Annotated in this window: 23 protein-coding genes and 1 pseudogene; 17 read left to right on the forward strand and 7 right to left on the reverse strand. The window is 45.0% G+C overall.

Features of this window, described 5'->3' with window-relative positions:
• Positions 1-219: 219 nt before the first annotated feature.
• From SPTER_RS08760 to SPTER_RS08770, 3 genes are all read left to right on the forward strand, one after another.
• Entirely contained in the window at positions 220-510 is a 291-nt protein-coding gene (locus tag SPTER_RS08760; RefSeq protein ID WP_144350058.1) for an EscU/YscU/HrcU family type III secretion system export apparatus switch protein, read from the forward strand.
• A 19-nt stretch (positions 511-529) separates the two neighbouring features.
• A complete protein-coding gene (locus tag SPTER_RS08765) occupies positions 530-886 on the forward strand; it encodes a YraN family protein (protein WP_144350059.1) in 357 nt (118 codons plus the stop codon).
• A gap of 160 nt (positions 887-1,046) precedes the next feature.
• The gene (locus tag SPTER_RS08770; protein ID WP_144350060.1) at positions 1,047-2,576 is read left to right on the forward strand and encodes a YifB family Mg chelatase-like AAA ATPase; all 1,530 of its coding nucleotides are present in this window, start codon (positions 1,047-1,049) and stop codon (positions 2,574-2,576) included.
• A gap of 145 nt (positions 2,577-2,721) precedes the next feature.
• Here SPTER_RS08770 and SPTER_RS08775 read toward each other — a convergent pair whose 3' ends face one another.
• Entirely contained in the window at positions 2,722-2,949 is a 228-nt protein-coding gene (locus SPTER_RS08775) for a helix-turn-helix domain-containing protein (protein WP_144350061.1), read from the reverse strand.
• A gap of 167 nt (positions 2,950-3,116) precedes the next feature.
• Here SPTER_RS08775 and SPTER_RS25885 point away from each other — a divergent pair, with 167 nt between their 5' ends.
• A complete protein-coding gene (locus SPTER_RS25885) occupies positions 3,117-3,245 on the forward strand; it encodes a hypothetical protein (protein ID WP_425474362.1) in 129 nt (42 codons plus the stop codon).
• 123 nt (positions 3,246-3,368) lie between these two features.
• Here SPTER_RS25885 and SPTER_RS08785 read toward each other — a convergent pair whose 3' ends face one another.
• The 3 genes from SPTER_RS08785 to SPTER_RS08795 all read right to left on the reverse strand — a co-directional run bounded on the left by SPTER_RS08785 (position 3,369) and on the right by SPTER_RS08795 (position 4,849).
• Positions 3,369-3,800, reverse strand: a complete 432-nt coding sequence (locus SPTER_RS08785) for a type II toxin-antitoxin system HicB family antitoxin (protein ID WP_144350062.1) — start codon at positions 3,798-3,800, stop codon at positions 3,369-3,371.
• Between the two features lie 29 nt (positions 3,801-3,829).
• Entirely contained in the window at positions 3,830-4,024 is a 195-nt protein-coding gene (locus SPTER_RS08790; RefSeq protein ID WP_342787125.1) for a type II toxin-antitoxin system HicA family toxin, read from the reverse strand.
• 480 nt (positions 4,025-4,504) lie between these two features.
• Positions 4,505-4,849, reverse strand: coding sequence for a hypothetical protein (locus tag SPTER_RS08795; protein ID WP_144350063.1), 345 nt, complete (start codon positions 4,847-4,849; stop codon positions 4,505-4,507).
• A 387-nt stretch (positions 4,850-5,236) separates the two neighbouring features.
• Between SPTER_RS08795 and SPTER_RS08800 the strand changes: the two are divergent.
• Positions 5,237-6,206 (forward strand): annotated as a pseudogene (locus SPTER_RS08800) (Bug family tripartite tricarboxylate transporter substrate binding protein).
• Positions 6,207-6,338: 132 nt separating this feature from the next.
• Here the strand turns inward: SPTER_RS08800 and SPTER_RS08805 are convergent.
• Entirely contained in the window at positions 6,339-7,064 is a 726-nt protein-coding gene (locus tag SPTER_RS08805; protein WP_246105540.1) for a L,D-transpeptidase family protein, read from the reverse strand.
• 380 nt (positions 7,065-7,444) lie between these two features.
• The gene (locus SPTER_RS08810; protein WP_144350064.1) at positions 7,445-7,960 is read right to left on the reverse strand and encodes a hypothetical protein; all 516 of its coding nucleotides are present in this window, start codon (positions 7,958-7,960) and stop codon (positions 7,445-7,447) included.
• A gap of 558 nt (positions 7,961-8,518) precedes the next feature.
• On the opposite strand from SPTER_RS08810, the gene SPTER_RS08815 reads away from it, so the two are divergent.
• Entirely contained in the window at positions 8,519-8,722 is a 204-nt protein-coding gene (locus SPTER_RS08815; protein ID WP_144350065.1) for a hypothetical protein, read from the forward strand.
• A 409-nt stretch (positions 8,723-9,131) separates the two neighbouring features.
• Here the strand turns inward: SPTER_RS08815 and SPTER_RS08820 are convergent, their stop codons facing one another.
• A complete protein-coding gene (locus SPTER_RS08820) occupies positions 9,132-9,650 on the reverse strand; it encodes a hypothetical protein (protein WP_144350066.1) in 519 nt (172 codons plus the stop codon).
• Positions 9,651-9,967: 317 nt separating this feature from the next.
• On the opposite strand from SPTER_RS08820, the gene SPTER_RS08825 reads away from it, so the two are divergent.
• From SPTER_RS08825 to SPTER_RS08865, 11 genes are all read left to right on the forward strand, one after another.
• Entirely contained in the window at positions 9,968-10,408 is a 441-nt protein-coding gene (locus SPTER_RS08825; RefSeq protein ID WP_144350067.1) for a glucosaminidase domain-containing protein, read from the forward strand.
• 99 nt (positions 10,409-10,507) lie between these two features.
• Positions 10,508-10,936, forward strand: coding sequence for a hypothetical protein (locus SPTER_RS08830; protein WP_144350068.1), 429 nt, complete (start codon positions 10,508-10,510; stop codon positions 10,934-10,936).
• 76 nt (positions 10,937-11,012) lie between these two features.
• Entirely contained in the window at positions 11,013-11,162 is a 150-nt protein-coding gene (locus SPTER_RS24690; protein ID WP_170233218.1) for a hypothetical protein, read from the forward strand.
• 268 nt (positions 11,163-11,430) lie between these two features.
• A complete protein-coding gene (locus SPTER_RS08835; protein WP_144352822.1) occupies positions 11,431-13,161 on the forward strand; it encodes an ABC transporter ATP-binding protein/permease in 1,731 nt (576 codons plus the stop codon).
• Between the two features lie 273 nt (positions 13,162-13,434).
• Positions 13,435-13,695 (forward strand): GlsB/YeaQ/YmgE family stress response membrane protein, encoded by a 261-nt coding sequence (locus SPTER_RS08840; RefSeq protein WP_144352823.1) that lies wholly within the window; start codon positions 13,435-13,437, stop codon positions 13,693-13,695.
• Between the two features lie 236 nt (positions 13,696-13,931).
• Complete coding sequence (locus SPTER_RS08845) at positions 13,932-14,540, forward strand: recombinase family protein (protein ID WP_144350069.1); 609 nt, start codon at positions 13,932-13,934, stop codon at positions 14,538-14,540.
• A gap of 459 nt (positions 14,541-14,999) precedes the next feature.
• The gene (locus SPTER_RS08850) at positions 15,000-15,209 is read left to right on the forward strand and encodes a hypothetical protein (RefSeq protein ID WP_144350070.1); all 210 of its coding nucleotides are present in this window, start codon (positions 15,000-15,002) and stop codon (positions 15,207-15,209) included.
• Between the two features lie 52 nt (positions 15,210-15,261).
• The gene (locus tag SPTER_RS08855) at positions 15,262-15,546 is read left to right on the forward strand and encodes a hypothetical protein (RefSeq protein ID WP_144350071.1); all 285 of its coding nucleotides are present in this window, start codon (positions 15,262-15,264) and stop codon (positions 15,544-15,546) included.
• Between the two features lie 783 nt (positions 15,547-16,329).
• Positions 16,330-16,554: a hypothetical protein gene (locus SPTER_RS08860; protein ID WP_144350072.1), complete on the forward strand. Its 225-nt coding sequence runs from the start codon at positions 16,330-16,332 to the stop codon at positions 16,552-16,554.
• Between the two features lie 259 nt (positions 16,555-16,813).
• Positions 16,814-16,948, forward strand: coding sequence for a hypothetical protein (locus SPTER_RS25610; protein ID WP_281289511.1), 135 nt, complete (start codon positions 16,814-16,816; stop codon positions 16,946-16,948).
• Positions 16,949-17,773: 825 nt separating this feature from the next.
• Positions 17,774-18,328: a LemA family protein gene (locus tag SPTER_RS08865; protein WP_144350073.1), complete on the forward strand. Its 555-nt coding sequence runs from the start codon at positions 17,774-17,776 to the stop codon at positions 18,326-18,328.
• Positions 18,329-18,333 lie beyond the last annotated feature (5 nt).

Consider the following 18,333-nt stretch of genomic DNA (forward strand, 5'->3'; position numbering starts at 1 on the left):
TGTCTATTATTTAGCAATAAACTGCGGCATAATTAGCGGACAGATACTGTTATACTCCGGATTACTTTCCCAATAGGGCCGGTGCAACCAAAGCCTTACAGGCCAGCCCTTTGTATTTAAAGAGTAATTATCAGTCTGTCCTGGCAGGATAATGGCTATATAACCAAGAATATAATTCACATAAATTGGGGCACTGTTTGTTACAGAGGAGATGATTGAGTGACTGAGCAGGAGCGTGACAAAGTACGGAAGGCAGTTGCTCTCACTTATGATGAAGATGAAAGACTGGCACCGAGGGTTGTGGCCAAAGGAACCGGTGCTGTTGCCGGGAGAATTCTAAATGCGGCTCAGGAACATGGGATTCCTGTTTATCAGAATAAAACACTGGCAAGTATGCTGATGGCTGTTGAGCTGGACCGGGAAATACCACCAGAACTGTATCAGGCAGTGGCAGAGGTATTGGCCTATATTTACCGTTTGGACCAGCGCCTGGGCAGCAAGCCGAGATAATGGCTGTGTGGAGGCGACTATGAACCATATTAGCATTGGTGATAAAGGGGAACAGTCGGCTGTAGTCTATTTAAGTAAATTGGGTTATAAAATTATTGCAACCAAATACCGCACTAAAACGGGTGAGATCGATATCATCGCCCAGGATCAGGACTATGTAGTTTTTGTCGAAGTAAAGACCCGGCGCTCAACCAGCTATGGACTGCCGGCCGAGGCTGTGAATCTTAGAAAGCAGCAAAAAATAATAAAGACGGCCCTCTGGTATTTGCATTACCGTGGTCTTAACAATATAGTCTGTCGGTTTGATATTCTGGAAGTATATTTGTTAAAGGGTACAATTCGTTATAATCATATTATAAATGCGTTTGGCAGCTAATATTTCATCTTTCTTAAAACCCGATAAGGGGACTCGCTTGCACGGACCGCGCATACCGGGACTATGTAAGGCGACGACAACGAAGCAGTGCGGGAAAAGATGCGCAAACTATCCTTGGTTTTGCGGGCGATGAAGTATTGGGCCGTTGTGGGGGTAAGCCGTGTTTGCACAAACTTATGGCTCAACTACATTAGGGTTAAACGGTGTTTTAATAACAGTCGAGGTTGATATTGCCAACGGCATTCCCGGCTTTGATATAGTGGGTTTGCCTGATGCTGCGGTGCGTGAGTCGCGGGAACGGGTCAGAGCAGCCATTAAAAACAGTGGCTTTGAGTTTCCCGGCCGGCGAATTACCGTAAATTTGGCACCGGCTGATATTAAAAAAGACAGTTCTGGCCTTGATCTACCGATTGCAATCGGCATTTTGGCGGCAAGCGGCCATATTAACCCCGGGAGTTGCCGCTGTCAGGTCTATGCCGGTGAGCTTTCTTTGGAAGGCCGGCTGCGGGGCATAGCAGGGCTTTTGTCAATAGCGGCTAATTGCCGGGGGTATAACATAGCCGAATTGGTCGTGGCCAGGGAAAATGCCCAGGAGGCACTGCTGGCCGGGGATTTGACAGTCTATGCGCCGCCAACTCTGACGGAGCTTGTTGCCCATCTTAGCGGTGAGAAATTGCTGGTTCCAGTCACTCCGGAACAGCCCGGATACCAGGCAAATGACGGTCTGGAAGATTTTGCCGATGTGCAAGGGCAGCTTGTTGCCAAGCGGGCCCTGGAGATTGCTGCCGCCGGCTTTCACAATGTGATGATGATTGGACCGCCGGGGGCGGGCAAAACCATGCTCGCTAGGCGCATTCCCTCGATTTTGCCGGCTATGACGCCGCAGGAGGCGCTGGAAGTAACAAAGATTTATAGTGTCGCCGGATTACTAAAAAATAATATGGGGTTAATCACCAACAGGCCATTCCGTAGTCCCCATCATACGGTGTCAACGGCCGGGCTGATCGGCGGTGGCAGTATGCCCAGGCCGGGGGAAGTTACACTAAGTCATAATGGCGTCCTGTTTTTGGATGAGTTGGCTGAGTTTCCGCGGGCCATACTGGAAGTTCTCCGGCAGCCGCTCGAAGATGGCGAGGTTACTATTGCCCGGGTTAATGCCACTTTGTCCTTTCCTGCCAAGCTGATGCTGATTACAGCATTAAACCCATGTCCGTGCGGCTTTAGCTCAGATCCAGCCCGGGATTGCTCGTGCACACCGGGAGATATACGCCGTTACCAGAAAAAAATATCGGGACCGCTTTTAGACCGGATTGATATATCCATTCATGTGCCACGCCTTGAGTATAATGATTTAGTAAAAGATATACCTCAGGAATCGTCGGCTGCGATTCGCCGGCGGGTAGCGGCGGCGAGGCTGATACAACATCAGCGTCTGCAACACTTTGGCTTCTATGCTAACGCGCAAATGCAGCATAAACATATAAAAAAAATATGTCACCTGACAGCAGAAGCGGCGAATTTGCTTAAACAGGCTTTTAGCCGGATGAATCTCAGTGCCCGTGGTTATGACCGGATTATTAAAGTGGCCCAGACAATCGCTGATTTGGATGAGGCTGGACAAATTGAAGCAAGACACATTGGGGAGGCCATTCAATTCCGCAATGAATTTAAAACTATTGCCAGTAAATAACCTGTAAACTCTTTTATGAGCGGCAAACTCGTTTGCCCAGCTTCTTTCCGGGCCTTAATAAAATAAGTGCCAGTTAAAGTATAATAATAGCCATAAGCAGGATGCAGGGTTGCATGTAGATTTGCAATTGGGGCAGATCATTCAATCATCTCCTTTCCGGATTGTCTGACCGGCCTACCAAATAATCCAGGCTGGCATTAAAGTAGTCAGCTAGGGCAACAGCCAGTTCAATACTAGGAGATTTCTTTCCACATTCTAAATTACTCAAACTGGCCTTGTGAATTTCAAAAGCATCGGCTACTTGCTGGGCTGGGATTTCCTGTAATTTCCTGAGTTCTCGAAGCCTAGAGCCAAATAGAGTTTTATCAAACATTTTTATAAAAACTCCTTTCAGTAAGCATTTTTATCTAGTGAATTTTCGCGAAAGGAAATGTAAATTCCTGTATTGCGCGGTGAATTTAGGTGGATTTTGGAAAAAGAATTCATTCGCTCTGACAGAAACTTGGTAAATCCCAAAAGCAAATTGAGCTCGAAACCGGTATTCCACAGAGGACTTTAACTAACTGGGAAAATGATAATCTGAGCCGGGAATATCTATGGCTATTAAACTCGCTACTTAAAAAGTTTGCCGTAGCTTTGTTTGGTGTGGCGGCATTGGAAGCTATCTAAATGGCGACAAATTGGCGACACTTTTTTGACTTTGGCTGTGATAAAATAGTAGCATGAGATATGAACGCAAGGAAGCCGCTCCGGCAAAGGGCGGCTTTGAGTATGCAAAGGAGCTGACAGCGGTTAAGGCTGTTTTTTTATAGGTTTTTTCTTAGCATGTAAACCGAGATGGTCTTTTAACGCAGACTGCAGTACTTTGGAGAAATTCACATTTTGTTTTTCTGCTATATCATTGAGATAGCGAGGAATAGTAAGGGTTTTCTTGACAGCACGATTGTCAAGCTCAGCCCGAATCGGCAGCATCCAGACTTCAATTAGGCCGATTACTTCGCCGCCTGCTAATTCGATGCTATCAATGGAGGACGGTGCGGGAATATCATCACCGTCGCGCTCCATTCCCCAGAGATGAAGTCCTAATGCTTCTTTAGCCATTTCATGAGCATGCTGGAGATTATCGCCTATTGATATACAACCGGGGAGATCGGGAAAAGAAACGCCGTATTTACCTTGTAGCGATTTCTCAAAGATTGCCGGATAAATATAAGAATCACGCACTACATAAACCTCCTTTGCAAGCAGTGCTATTAAATAAGCCCTGCTTGTTTTAGTATTGATTTTTCCGTTCTAGGCGTCAGGTCATCGTTTTTGCCATGAACAGGCACCGTAACCTTGCCTTTTTTAACAGGATGCTTAAACTGCCGATGTGAGCCTTCCTGTTCTACTTCATACCAGCCATCTTGTTTTAAGAGTTTAAGTATTTCTCTGACTTTCATCGGCATGACACGAATCCCCTCCTGCTAGTTTGAGTATATCATACGTGTTTAATACGTGTCAAAGCTGGATTGCACTAAAATAGGGATCTTGGAGTTGAACCATGCCGACAGTAAGATGTGAGGGCCATTGTCGGGGCCGAAAAAGCGCCAACTGCTTGATTGTGCCAGGAATGCCGATTTCATATATTGTCGGATGGCGGCCGGCCAGGATGGATTGCACCGGTCGGTGTGCGATTTGGGAGATTACGGGCTGGTGCCCGGCGGAGAATAAGATTGTTGGGCTGACTATAAGAATTTGCATAATAAGGAATTGTGGATTTTAGTTTTAGAGAGGGCTAAAACCCCCCGTTTTCCGTGGTAATCGAGCACGGTGTTAAATACGGGGTAAAATATTGAAAATATTTCCAGGAAATAGTATTAACTTTATTAATGTCCCGCTATTAAAAAAAAAGAGAAGTGGCTCAACCACTTCTCTTTAGCTATGCTTTATCGGTCCCGATTGGGAATGTCTTGTTGATTCTCGAATTGGGAATTCATTTGTTTCTTTTCATCGTGCTTTTTAGGTGATACAGGTTTTTTATTCTGGCTATCTTTAGGAGGAACCGGTTTTTTATCACCTGTATTGCATGGTTCATTGATTGGATGGTTTTTCTTACAATTTGGTTTGTGCTGATTGGGGTGGGGGTGATTATTTTGGTCCTGGGCTTGAACAAGCGGCGGTCTTTCCTGCAACTGCTCATTCGGGGAGGCAAAGGCGGACATGGTGCCAGCACTATACACCATCGCTAATCCTAATGCAAGAGACATAACAGTTTTATTTTTAGTAAACATATCTTCAACCTCTTTCTGAATGTTTTTTAGTACCTTGTTTGGTACGACTTTATCTTAGCAATTATTTCTTAAATTTTTCTTAAGTTTGAACCTTTATTTATTTTCCAATGATGTTACAAAATGGCAAGAGGCAGAATACCTTCTGCTGAATACTGGAATGATTGGCCGGCCCGGCTTCTGCAACGAATTGCGGCCCTGTGCGGTCCTTCGGGGTGGCGAGGCTTTTTTATGTTTTATGCCTCAAATGACAATTTATGACATAGAAATTACCTATAATTTATTTATAGTTTGTCCGAAGGGTAGTATTTTGCAGAACGAGGAGGTAAGAGTGTAGTGCGGAAAAGAGTACTGGTCTTATTAGCAGTAGCATTTTTGCTTGTTTCTATCATGGTAGGGGGTTGTGGCGAGGTAGAACAGGCAGCAATGCCTGTTTCACATGAAAAATATCCTGAGAGGCCTGTTAGCATGATTGTTCCCTTCAGTCCTGGTGGTGGTTTGGATCTGACGATACGTTCATTAGAAAAATTATGCTTTCAACCATTTAGGTCAGCCTTTAGTCATTCTTAATAGACCAGGGGCCTCTGGCGCTCTGGGCTGGAACGAACTGGCAGTAGCACCTGCCGATGGCTATACTGCAGGTGCTACTGCGGGTGAAACGCTATTATTGTCCCTTTACGGTTCAGGCCAATATAATTACATAACTGCGTTAAGCCCGATTGCGCAAATAGCATCAGTGCCTATGCTGCTGGCAGTCCAGGCAGACCAACCATATCAAACACTGAATGACTTAGTTGAGTATGCCAAGAAACACCCGGAACAATTAAAGTTCGGAAATGCAGGCACGGGTTCATTTTCGCATGTACTGTGTGAGATGCTAAATCATGATGCCGGCATTAAAATTGAGCAAGTTCCTTTTTCAGGCGGGGGTGAGACAATATCTGCATTATTAGGGGGGCATGTTCAGATTATATTTATTAACCCTGTATCCATTAAGGAGCATGTAAAAAAAGGTACAGTAAAAATCCTGGCCGTAACGAGTGCACACCGCCTGACTGATCCGGTATTTGCCCATGTACCAACCTTTAAAGAGCTCGGCATTGACATCACTATAGACAATTGGCATGGAATCGCAGTTCCCAAGGAAACGCCGGCTGCGGTTAAAAATAAGCTGGCAGAAAGGTTTAAGGCTATCATAAATGACCCTGCATTTAAGGAGAATATGGAGAGGGTCGGCAATCAGGTAGAATATTTGGGTCCCCAAGAATCAACAGACAAATGGATTGCTGATAGCCAAAAGCTACAGAAAACACTGCAAGAAAGCGGTATATTGGAGCAGATTAAAGCTCAGAAAAAATAATAACTTATCGATAATAATCGAATGCGCCGCTTCATCCTCCGGGGTGGGGCGGCTTTTTCGTTTTGTAAAAAAATGAAAATTATATTCCGGCATATTTGTTTGATTTTCTGTCGGGGCAAAAATAGAGCCTGATCATATTTCAGACTTTATTTCCAAAGCCTCAAATATTTTTTTAGTCACTAGACCAGTGGCCTCAAGTCCTTTATCGGCTTGAAATTGCTTTACCGCTTTATCTGTATTGGCTCCAAACAAACCATCAGCCCGGTCAGTTAAATAGCCTAGCTCTTTTAGCCTAAGTTGAAGGAGAACCACATCCTGGCCTGCCATATTCTGCTTAAGTGTCCGCGCAAATTTAATCTTGGAACCCTCAATTTTTACCGCTGTATTGATGGGAACCCATTCAAACAACTCCTCAACATCTTTATTGCGCATACGAATGCAGCCATGACTGGCAAAAGAGCCGATTGACCAGGGCTTATTGGTCCCATGAATACCATAAGTACCCCAAGGGACATTTAAGCCCAGCCAGCGTGAACCAAATCCTGTTCCCCAGTTATAATCTTTCCAGACAATAGTCCATTCACCGATGGGAGTCGGGGTCTCTTTTTTGCCCACAGCTATTCGGTACACCTTATACACAGAACCATCATTATATAATTCCAGCATACGGGATGCTACATTAATTTTCAAGCTGACATTGCCATTAGGAGGTATTGTTGGCTGATTAGGTAGTGCAGCCAGATCCACCTCATCCATATAGTCAACCACCCAAAAACTGACCAGCAAAGCTACAAAGATCAGTGAACTAACTCCCAGGTAAAAGTGTTTTTTTCGTAGAAATAAAAAAATATTCCACACACAACCACCCCCCTAGTAATTAATTGAGATATTTTAACTATATGGTAGCAAGTATCAAAACATGTCTATAATGTCGCTGCCGGGCTATAATTGACCCATAGCGTCCCTGGCGTGTGCCGGGATTTTTGCTGGATAACATTATCAGCGAAACCTCATTGGCAGGTCTAAAAAAAGCCCGCAAAAATAAATCTCAATCAAGGGGCGTAGCGTATAGGGAAATCTAAAAAAGCCGTGGCTAGCGATGATTGCCGGGGTCGCTAGCGGATACTTTGAGACAGAAGAAGAGGCTGCGGCGGCATATAACCGGGCAGCCCAGAAAGGTATGGAGATTGTTGAGTTAAAGGGCTAGTTAGCCGTAGGCTTGCGCAAAGCTTCGTAACTTATGGTTTATCTGTGGGCTCTTCATGTAGGGGTTTGCTGGCAGCAGGTTGCAAATCTGGTGCAATTTTGACGGCCGCATCGCTTTCCTGCCATATTTGATAAGCATAAAGAGCAAAAGCAATAATGGTGGACAAAAATAACATTTCTAGTCCGGAAATGTAAATATCAACAATACCTCGCTGAATAAACCATCGTAGTATAACAAAAGACAGAACCGTATCTATTATTAAATTAGTGGCAAGATATTTTAGAAAGTTTCTATAAGTAAACTTGAAAATCCAAATAATACCTATCAAATAAGTGCTATAAGAGAGCGGTGGTATATTTATTAGCGGAAATATATTTTCTTGCGGTACCCACCATCCTAAAGTTATTCCAACCTCCATGAAAATTATTGTAATAAGACTGCCCAATAATGCGACTGGCATATAACGTTGCAAATCCTCTTTTTTAAGAAATACAATAGATAGCCAAGGTAATATAATACTTGCCCATAACAATGTCTGGTTGTTCAAAGTTAATCATCTCCAATACTCATTTGCTATAAGTGTTTCTGTATTTTTAGTATTTAATGCATAGCGCCGGAAAATGACATGAAAGCCATAGTAGTTATTTTGCGCCTGGCCGCTAGTCAACATGTGCGCAAACTAGAGAACGGTGCCGCCGGATGCGAAAACAGTTTAATGGCTACTGACTGCTCTGGCGCTAAACTATTGCTGGCGGTAGACGCTGCGGGACAAGGACAGACGGAACCTGCGGAATACATAAGAAAAACTTGGTTGCTGCCGGCGTCCTAAAAGACTTGGCACAAGCCAAGTTTTTTTTGTTATCCATTTTTATGGGTTTATGTACGGATAAAGAAAGGGAGGGATTATTCGTATTTGTAAAGCATTAACTGATGCTTATAAATTCGCCATTGCCGAACAACATCTGCAAATACGCCAACCCAGAACATTACCTTTAATAAATGTATGATTCAGGACTGAAGGGCTGTTTTTTTATTGGCTTTTTGTGCTGATAGTGTTATAATAATATCCAAATTATGGAAATTAAAAGGACGGAGTTGTGATATTATGACTAGCGATAGGAAAGAATCATTAATAAGTAAATTAACGGCCCGCATACAAGAACAGCTGGTTATGAACGGGATTACCGATTTCCAGATTGCTGACGGTAACTTTCATTTTGCGAATGTTGATGATAAATCCAGAGCAAATGCAATTATCCGTGATTATTTAACTTATTTGCTTGATCATGAGGCAGAGTGTTTATTGTAGGATGCCGCCTGGCGGGGATGCTCAGGGGCCGCTTAATTCGTTTTATCATTACATAAAACGAATTAAATTGCCGAAGATTTACTTATAATGTTATTCATAATAGGTGCCGAAAAGCCATTTGAAATTCTGCTCAGGGCTCAATTGATTGCTTTGATGCATGCGTAAGCCCCGGCGTTATGCCGGGGCTTTGGTGTCCTGTAAGAAAGTACAACTTACCGCCTGGATAAAGGCAACATCGACGTCCGCCTGCGCTAAGGCACGGCGCAAGCCATGTTTTCTTTAGTCTACCAGAATTTATAAATAAATTCTGCGGACATAAGAACGACTATACCCTAAAGGGCACAGGCGGCTTCTGCCATCGTCCTAAAGGACTTGGCACAAGCCAAGTCTTTTCTTATCAGCAGTCTTTTTAATAATCATTTTTTTCCTTGGACAGGGGTTTTATTATTTGCGAAACTGTCTCAATCACCAGGAGCAGAACGCCAACGACTGAATAGGCCAGAAAAAATATTACTACTTTTAAGGGAAAGGAAGACATTACATTGAATTGGCCGTTGGCAGCTATGTAGGTGGAACAAATATACAAGGCAATAATAAGCATGAACGTTATGGCCAGCAGCGCGAGTGAAAACCTAAATCTAAGCGAATTTACGTTTTGAAGAATTTGCAGCAAAATTGAATTAGAGTTGACTGATACGGTAATAGATAAAGCAGCGAAAATAACCGCAAGCAGGCCGCCACTAACCTGGCCAAGAAAGTTTAGCGTCTCTTTAACATAACCGGCATAAACCGTTGCCGGTAGATACTGATTGAAGTAGAGCATAATTACGGCAAAGAGGAACTCGGCCGAAAGAAAAATACTGCGACAATACTCCCCCACAAGATATTTAAGTTGTTTAGCGCCTTTTTGGTTAATGATAATTTTCATGCATATGTACTCCCATAAGCTTTTACAGGAGTATTGACAAACAAGAACAGGATTATACGTCCAATTACAAATAGAAAATTAGCAATATGCACGGTGACAGAAAGGCCTGTTGTGCCGGCGGTCCTTACGGCAGGGAAGACTGCGGAGAATGGTAAGGTTATTTATTATATGTAATTTTGACTGTTGCCAACGCAGCGGGACGGTAGTAGTGGCTTGTAATAAAGACATTACCACCGTCCCGTGTCTTGTAGCCGGAAAACAGCAGTAACAAGAAGCCTGGATAAAAAATATATTAACAATAAGAGGAGGAAATAACTATGAATCAATATTTTTATGACCTGGCGAAGCAGGCTGCCGCAGTAGCCAATGAAGGCTTTGGTGACATTATCAAACCGGAATGGATTTATTGTCAATGGTGCCACGAGACAGGCGGCTTTACCTCCACATTGGCCAGTGAGTACTATAATCTCGGCGGTTTAACCCAGGTTACGCCCAATGACGCACCGCAACCGGATGGTCAGTACTACTATAAACAGTTTGCCAGCTATGAAGCCTATGCCGAGTATTTTGGCAAATATCTCCGGTACTACGAAGAAGATGGCCTGTACGCTGCTGCCAGCCTTGAGGACTATATTGCCGCCCTTAAGCATGGCGGTTATTTTGGGGATACGCTGGCAAACTATTTAGCCAGTGTTAAGGGGATTTATGCGGCAAATTTTGCTAGCTTCGACGTCCAGGCTGATTCGGCTGAACGGTGATAAGAAAGAAAAAAGACGCCGTCCAGCGATGGGCGGCGTTTTAATGGGAGAGGAGACAATACATGTTTAGTTTAACCAGGATAAAGGAGATGATTCTCAATGATAAAAAGACTATTATTAGCGGTGCTGTTTGCCTGCTTGCTGGTTTCGGTATCGGCTGGTACCTGTTCGGCCCAGTACAGCATGACCGAACAGGAATTGATCAGGTTAGAACAGATATTTCAGCAGCTGGACGAGAACAACAGGCAGCTGTTGAGCGAGTTGGACGAGTCGAAGACGGACTTGCAGACAGCGCGACTGAAGCTGGGAGAGTATCAGAAGGACTTGGCGGCGTTGCAGAATCAGTTGCAGGTATTGAGAGCCGAATTGACAGCAGCCAAACAAAACTTACTGACAGCGCAGGACTTATTAACGAAGGCCAACGAATCCTTGCAGACATACGAGCGCGAGGTACAATCAGAGATTAGGGGATTGAAGCTGCAGCGCGGGATACTGGTAGTGGGGCTAGGGTATGTAATGTTCCGGTAGTAAGGTAGAATTTTTCCTGGTAGTGATGATATAATAACATATATAATAATCTTGTCGTTAATGGGGTGCATTAATTATGATGGATTTTTTGTGGTGGGCCTGTAATACTGCAATTGGTATTGGTGCAGGATTTTATGTTCTTGATCTGCAGGGAGCTTTGTTTATGGCAATGGTAGGCGGGCTTGGCGGGATTTTTTTGTGGTTCGAGCGAGTGACTCACCGCTAGGCCGGCACATCTTTGCTGCCGCTTCATCTTCGGGATGGGGCGGCTTTTTTATTTTGTTCCGTCAGACTTCCTCAAGTGTAAAGCCAGGTCTAAGGGCTAAGTGAAGGCACAGGCGGTTTTTGCCGGCGCCCCCCAGGACTTGCCGGCAGTACTGGTTGGCGCGGATTTTTCTCGGGCGGGAAGCATTGCGCACAGCCGGTACTTTTTAGTTAGCGTTTTTGTACTGCTCTTAGTAAAAATGCAATATAACGATAAAGAGGTGGTGAAGATGCGGAGGGGCGTGATGCTGCGCGGTGCCTGGAGAATTGCCAGGACTTACTGGTTTTCGGAAGAGAAATGGTCGGCCTGGCTGCTACTGTCCAGCGTGATTGTGCTGAATCTGGTACTAGTGTACATTACAGTCCAGCTTAATCTCTGGCAAGGATCGTTTTATGATGCAATCCAGAATTTCAATTATGCCGGCTTTCTGAAAATAATGGAGCAATATGCTTTATTAGGGGTTTTATTCATTGTTGTCAAAGGGTATCAGATCTATGTACGGATGCTCCTGCACCTGCGTTGGCGGCGCTGGCTTACAGAACGGTACCTGTCAGCTTGGCTCAAAAAAAAATCGTACTACCGGCTGCAGTTAATGGCCAGGAATGCTACCGACAACCCTGACCAGCGGATTAGTGAAGACGTTGAATTGTTTGTCATGCTAACACTAAGATTATCGGTAGACTTTTTGCAGGATGTGGTGACAGTTTTTTCATTTGTTATCATATTGTGGAATTTATCAGGGGTTTTTTATCTACCGGTTGGCGGTCAGCAAATACCGATATACGGATATTTGGTATGGTTGGCGTTAGCATATGCCATTGTGGGTACCTACTGGACTCTCAAAGTAGGCCGCCCGCTCGTCCGGCTGGAATATGACCAGCAGCGGTATGAGGCTGATTTTCGGTTCAGCCTGGTCCGCGTGCGGGAGCATGCTGAAAGCATCGCTTTGTACGGTGGCGAAAATAATGAAAAGAAAAATTGTATGAACCGCTTTAATCAGATTGTAGTCAATTTTATGAAGATTATTGACGTCCGGAAAAAGCTGATGTGGCTAACAACCGGTTATTCAAAGATTTCAGTCATTTTTGCTGCCTTGATTGCATCACCACTCTATTTTCGCGGTCAGATCCATTTCGGTCAGATGTTTCAGATTATTGACGCCTATAACCATGTACAAGTCGGATTTTCCTTCATCATCGACAGCTTTACCCAGTTAGCTCAATGGCGGGCGGTTATTAACCGGCTAAATAATTTCCTTACCTTTCTGGAGGCCGTCCAAACCGAGGAAAGATCACACCCAGAAGTTGTTTCCCGGCAGCATCATACCGATTTTGGCTTAGAGGGGGTCAATGTTTTTCAGCCAAACGGCCAAAAACTGGTTCAGGATTTAACGCTAAAGCTTCCTGTCGGTCAGAGCCTGCTGATAACCGGCCCCTCCGGCTGCGGCAAGAGTACATTGCTCCGGACTTTGGCCGGGATATGGCCTTACGCCAGCGGCCGCATCCGGCTTCCTCGCAAGGCCAGGCTTATGTTTATACCACAGAAAGCCTATATGCCCATCAACACTTTGCGAGAGGTCCTGTTGTACCCTGGGCCGGCCCGGTCGTTAAATGACGCTGATCTGCAGGCCGTTCTAACCGCCTGCCGGCTCAGCCATTTAACCGGCAGGCTTGATGAGTGGATGGATTGGGGGCAGGCGCTGTCTTTGGGTGAGCAGCAGAGAATGGCTTTTGTGCGGGCGCTCCTGCAGAAGCCTGATTGGCTGTTTCTGGATGAGGCCACATCAGCGCTAGATGAAATTACCGAACAGACAGTGTACCGGCTGGCAGTTAAAGCACTGACAAAAACGACGATCATAAGCGTGGGCCATCGGCGTACACTCGTGAGTTATCACCAGAATCGCCTGCTTTTGGGCGGAGACGGCAGCTGGGAGCTTAGGACTGCTTCCCTGCGCAGCTAAGATTCCAGGCCGACTATTATTTAGACAAGACGCGGGCTGGTGGTACTGCTTATCGAAAGCCAGTACCACCAGCCCGCGTCTTTGTGAAGAGAAAGCAATAACGGCCAAGCACCGGCAGTTGGCTGGCATAGCGGCCACAGCCGGGTGCTTGTTATTTCAAGAGGAGTCCTGCATTTTGCTGGTTGGGGGTAAATATTAGGCAATCAGCTGGTGCCCGCTGGCGTATTATCTTTATATTAGTTAAGCATACTAGTGGCGGAGGTGTTTTTGCAAATGATAGGAAGTACAATTTGGTTTTTGATTATCGGGGCTGTGGCTGGCTGGGCCGCTGGAAAAATAATGCGTGGTCATGGTTTTGGAATATGGGTTGATGTTATTGTCGGCGTTGCCGGCGCGTTTATTGGTGGCTTTGCATTATCTTTATTAGGGTTTAACACTTATGGGATTATTGGGCAACTTATCACCAGCATAATCGGAGCGGTTATTCTTCTCTGGTTTATCCGTTTATTTAGCGGTAATCAGGCTAATACCTAAGCGGTAAAATTATCATAAAATATTGCTTACCGGCCGCTTCATCCTTCCTGATGAAGCGGATTTTTTACATGAGCAGATTTTATTACAGTAACAGATTTCCCTTGGGGAACATAGGCTATAATATACATCACGCCGCTATACATATACATAAGTTGTCTGCCCTTTGGTGGACTGTTTTTTATGTGTTTTTACTTTTTGCCGGATGTTAGAAAAAGTAATCAAGGGGGGATATTATTATGAAAGCCCGTTTATATGCTCGGGTTAGTAAAGAAAGGCAAGGTGCGTTCAGTATCGAAACCCAGCTCCAAAAATGTCGGAAGAAGGCTGATGAGCTGGGGATAGCCGATAGCGAAACATATATTGACAACGGATTTACTGTAGATGTTGACAGGCCCGGATTTAACAGAATGATTGCAGACTATCAGGATGGCGATATTATTATTGCCCTTAGTTCAGACCGCTTATGCGGCAGCTTCAGCCAAACCATGGATTTTAGAAGCCAATACAAACTTCAGCTCGTCCTTACCGAGGACGACGAATTAAGGCCGACAAATAATATTGTTCATGCCTATGCGGCAACCGAACCCACTACCGCCTCTGCAGCCAGCAAACAAAGTAATGAGGTTCGGCAAAAGTTTTTGGCTCACATTGCCGGATTAATCGATTTCTGGGATCAGGAGCCTAAATCAAGCCGGGCAAAGCTACAAGGCTTAGCGGTTTCAATATTGAGCGTTTTTGATGGCTGGGCCGGGGATTTACCGGGGTTTATCTTTGACCCGGAACCTGATAAGGAAAACTGCTCTGAGAATACGCCTGACAGTGCGGGCAGTCTGCATGATAAATAATTACTGCTAACCCTTGCTATGACGGAATGCCTAGTACCTTGGCACAGTTAGATGTTAGTTTTAGACAACGTAGATTTTTTCGCACTGCAAGGCGGAGGAACCGCGCAGATCGGCAATCTGTAAGGTGACGACAACGAAGCAGTGCGGGAAAAGATGCGTTGTATAACCTAATATTTGACTTTGTCAAGGTACTAGGTTGTCCACTGCGCTAGTACCGTGCAGCACAGCCCCTTTATATTATAAGAAAAGCGTCCTTGACCGGGCGCTTTTCTTATGCCCGGAAACATGAGAGTTGATCGGGCGTTGGCTAAACAAGTTACTCCTGAACGTATTGTAGTGGCCGCCGGTCTTTGCTGACGCTGCTATAGAAATGCCTTTTAAAGCAGCTTTCTTTTAACAAGATTCCCGAAAATAGTTAAGTGCATATAATAAAGTAACATAATATCTGGAGGTGTGGAAATGGCGAAAATAATTAAGTTAATCCGGGCTGATAAATCCGGGGTATATGCGCTGCCGGAGGGATGCGGATGGACCTTTGCTGTTGTGCAGTCTATTTCAGTTGACGGCAAACCGGTTAAAGAAGGCCGCTATGCTGTTGACGCTGATAATACGGCCGTTGATATTTATGATGCTAAGGATAATTCGGTTGTTACCGTGATTTTAAAATAAAAAAAACGCCGGCCAGTGATGGGCGGCGTCTTTAAATGGGAGGGGAATACTTGTGTTTAATATATACAAATGCCAGGCCCTTTATGCATTTGGCATAGTGTTACCGGCGGCTGTGGCCGGCTATTCAGCCTGGCAGCATTTCCACCAGCCGGAGCCGGTTACCCCTCAGCAGCGTGTCAATCCTAATCCTGTGGATACTGACGGGAGATTTTCCGTAACCCTGCGTTGTCGTCAAGCGGCATACGTCCGGTATTCCTCATGCCTCCGCCTGGTTTTACGAACAATCTCCGCGCCATTAGCCTACAGTTTTAAGGCTGATACGCTACTAAAAAAATAAGCCACCGGCACGCTTGTAAAAAACTGTGCCGGTGGCAATTACTCCTGTAAGGGAAGCATTAAGAGCCTCGTATAAATATAGTCTCGAGAGCCAGGCCGGGGCCTGCCGGAATCCTCATAAAGCAGACCACCTTTCTTTGGGATTGCATAATCTTATTATATATTTTCCCAATTAGAGAACAATACCCATAGATTGACACGCACTGCCGAATAAGTAACTCCCCCAAAAGCCCCAGCGGGAGTTTGACCTGAGCTAGAAAACCAGGCCGATTTTTTGCCTCTGACTTTTTAATGAAACATATAACACTGCCGGTACACCAATTGCATTAGCCGGCAAATCCGGCAGGGTACTATACCCTGCTGGAAGGTGCTCTGCATTGCGGCTGTCACGGGTTCTGAAATTCAGTGGAAAAAAACCCAGCAGTAGCTGCGGCGGGTCGCCGCTTGTAAGAGGTCTGCCTTGCTTTGGGCCGGCTTTATCCAGCGGGGTGGGGCAGATTTTTATTACGGTTCCCGGTAAAATTGATATTATGTATTAACAAATAATCAAAATTAAAGTATAATTAAAGTATAGAGAGGGGGTGCAAAGTGGACGTATAACTGGTTAACGTTCACGATCAATCATGACAAAATGGGGTAAACTGGTATTGCTATCTACGGCCATCTTGGCAGCAGGAATGGTGCTGCGCATGGCGTGGAATCTTGATAACATTCTTATCCTTCTGACAGGCATTTCCATTGGCGTCTGCTTTGCCGGGGCAGTGGTGTGGTGGAGGGATCGGAATTGGTAACGAAAAAACAAGGTGGTGCGCGTCCTGGCGCTGGCCGGCCTGTTAAGCAGCCAGGTGAAATAGTTCAGCGTAAACAACGGCAGCTTCGAGCCTTTGATGATGAATGGGCGATTATAAACCGGTTTGCGGACTTAGTAAAGCACTGGGATAAGGAAAAATGCAAATTGGCATTGGCTAAGCTGGTGAGTGACAGTACCAAGGGTAAGCCGTCCGGATAGGGTCGGCTTATCCTTTTATTACCACTTTACTGATAGTGTGCAACGGTGTGCCATGCTGCTTGACCGGCAGTTAACCGGGTTCAATCCTAAAGATGAGCATGTTATCTTTCCCGTCTCTTTTTTTTAAGTAGCAGGGGATGCAGATAATAATTTACTAGTAAAATTTGTCGAAACAGTGTATAATAATTATCATTAGCTGCGAGGTTGCACACCTGTGATCTCGCATTTATCTATTTTAGATTAGCGAGGTGCATATAGCATGGATAATGCCAAAAGACCAGACACAGGTTTAACAGAAGAAGAATTGCAGCAATTGCTGGCTGATCTGCCCAATATTATTAAAAAACTGGAAATCTGGCAATATGAGGCTAAGCACCTAAAACACTCCACCTGATTGATGACCCCATTATTTTTTTAGTTTGATGACGGCCGAAATGGCCAATGGCGGCGTCAGCCCCTCCTAGCAGACCCCTGTCAGTAGGCGTCGTCGGTGTTTCCTTGCCCTTTGCCATTTTGTCTCGCCCTAAAACTAAATTTAACATGGCCAAGGCACTCAATTATGATGATTTTTAAATAAGTTAAGCCCCCGGCGCCGGCCGGGGGCAGCTCTATTTCCTGCGATAAAAGGATATAATATTAATTCACAAATTACGGCGAACCTGTGTTTCTGGCAAACAGTTAAGTTTCCTTCCATTAAATTACTCCATTAAATTACTCCATATTTTTCTTAGTAATTACAAAGCATTATTACGTAAGGCAGGGAAACTTTAACAGGATGGAGAATGATTTAAAATAGCAGGATAGGATAATAAAGCTGAGTATTCAAGGAGGTGCCTAGTGTCTTGACCCCATTATCTTTTTAGTTTGATGACGGCCAAAATGGCCAATGGCGGCGTCAGCCCCTCCTAGCAGACCCCTGTCAGTAGGCGTCGTCGGTGCTTCCTTGCCCTTTACCACTTTGTCTCGCCCTAAAACTAAAATATAACAGGGCCAAGACACTAAGTGTGGTAAGCATGTTTTTAAGTAGGTTGTGTAGTGTTCGCTCACACCGATGTCTCGTTTGGCTTTTGCTCCAGCCGGCGTGATACGGGGTGATTACGTTGCTGCTAGAAAATTTAACAATATTTCCAGCAAATCACCGGCTATTATTTGTTGTTATATTCAAGCCGGTTAGAGATAATAAACAGTAGTATTTTTATTAAACAGGGAGGGTTTTTATATGAATAAAACAATATGGGTCATTATCGTGATCGTTGGCGCATTATTGGTAAGTGCTGTTTTCAATTATAATACATTGGTTAGTATTAACGAGAATGTTAATGGTAAATGGAGTCAAATTGAAAATCAGCTGCAGCGGCGGGCTGATTTAATACCGAACTTAGTTACTACAGTAAAGGGCTATGCTGCCCATGAACAGCAGGCAATCCAGGCCGTTGCTGATGCGCGGGCCAAGCTGGCCGGGGCCGAGGGACCGGCAGGCAAGGCCCAGGCAGACAATGAGTTGAACTCGGCCCTTAGCAGACTGCTGGTGGTGGTGGAAAACTATCCTAATCTTAAGGCCGATCAAAATTTCCGGGCGCTTATGGACGAACTTAGCGGCACAGAGAACCGGATTGCCGTAGCCCGTAAAGATTACAATGATGCCGTGCAGGGCTATAATGTTAAAATACGCTCGCTGCCGACCAGTTTGTTTGCCGGCATGATGGGCTTTGGGCCCAAGGAATATTTTCAAGCCGCCGCAGGCGCGGAACAAGTTCCCCAAGTAAATTTCTAATGGCC

This window comes from Sporomusa termitida, assembly GCF_007641255.1.
Classification (GTDB): Bacteria; Bacillota; Negativicutes; order Sporomusales; family Sporomusaceae; genus Sporomusa; species Sporomusa termitida.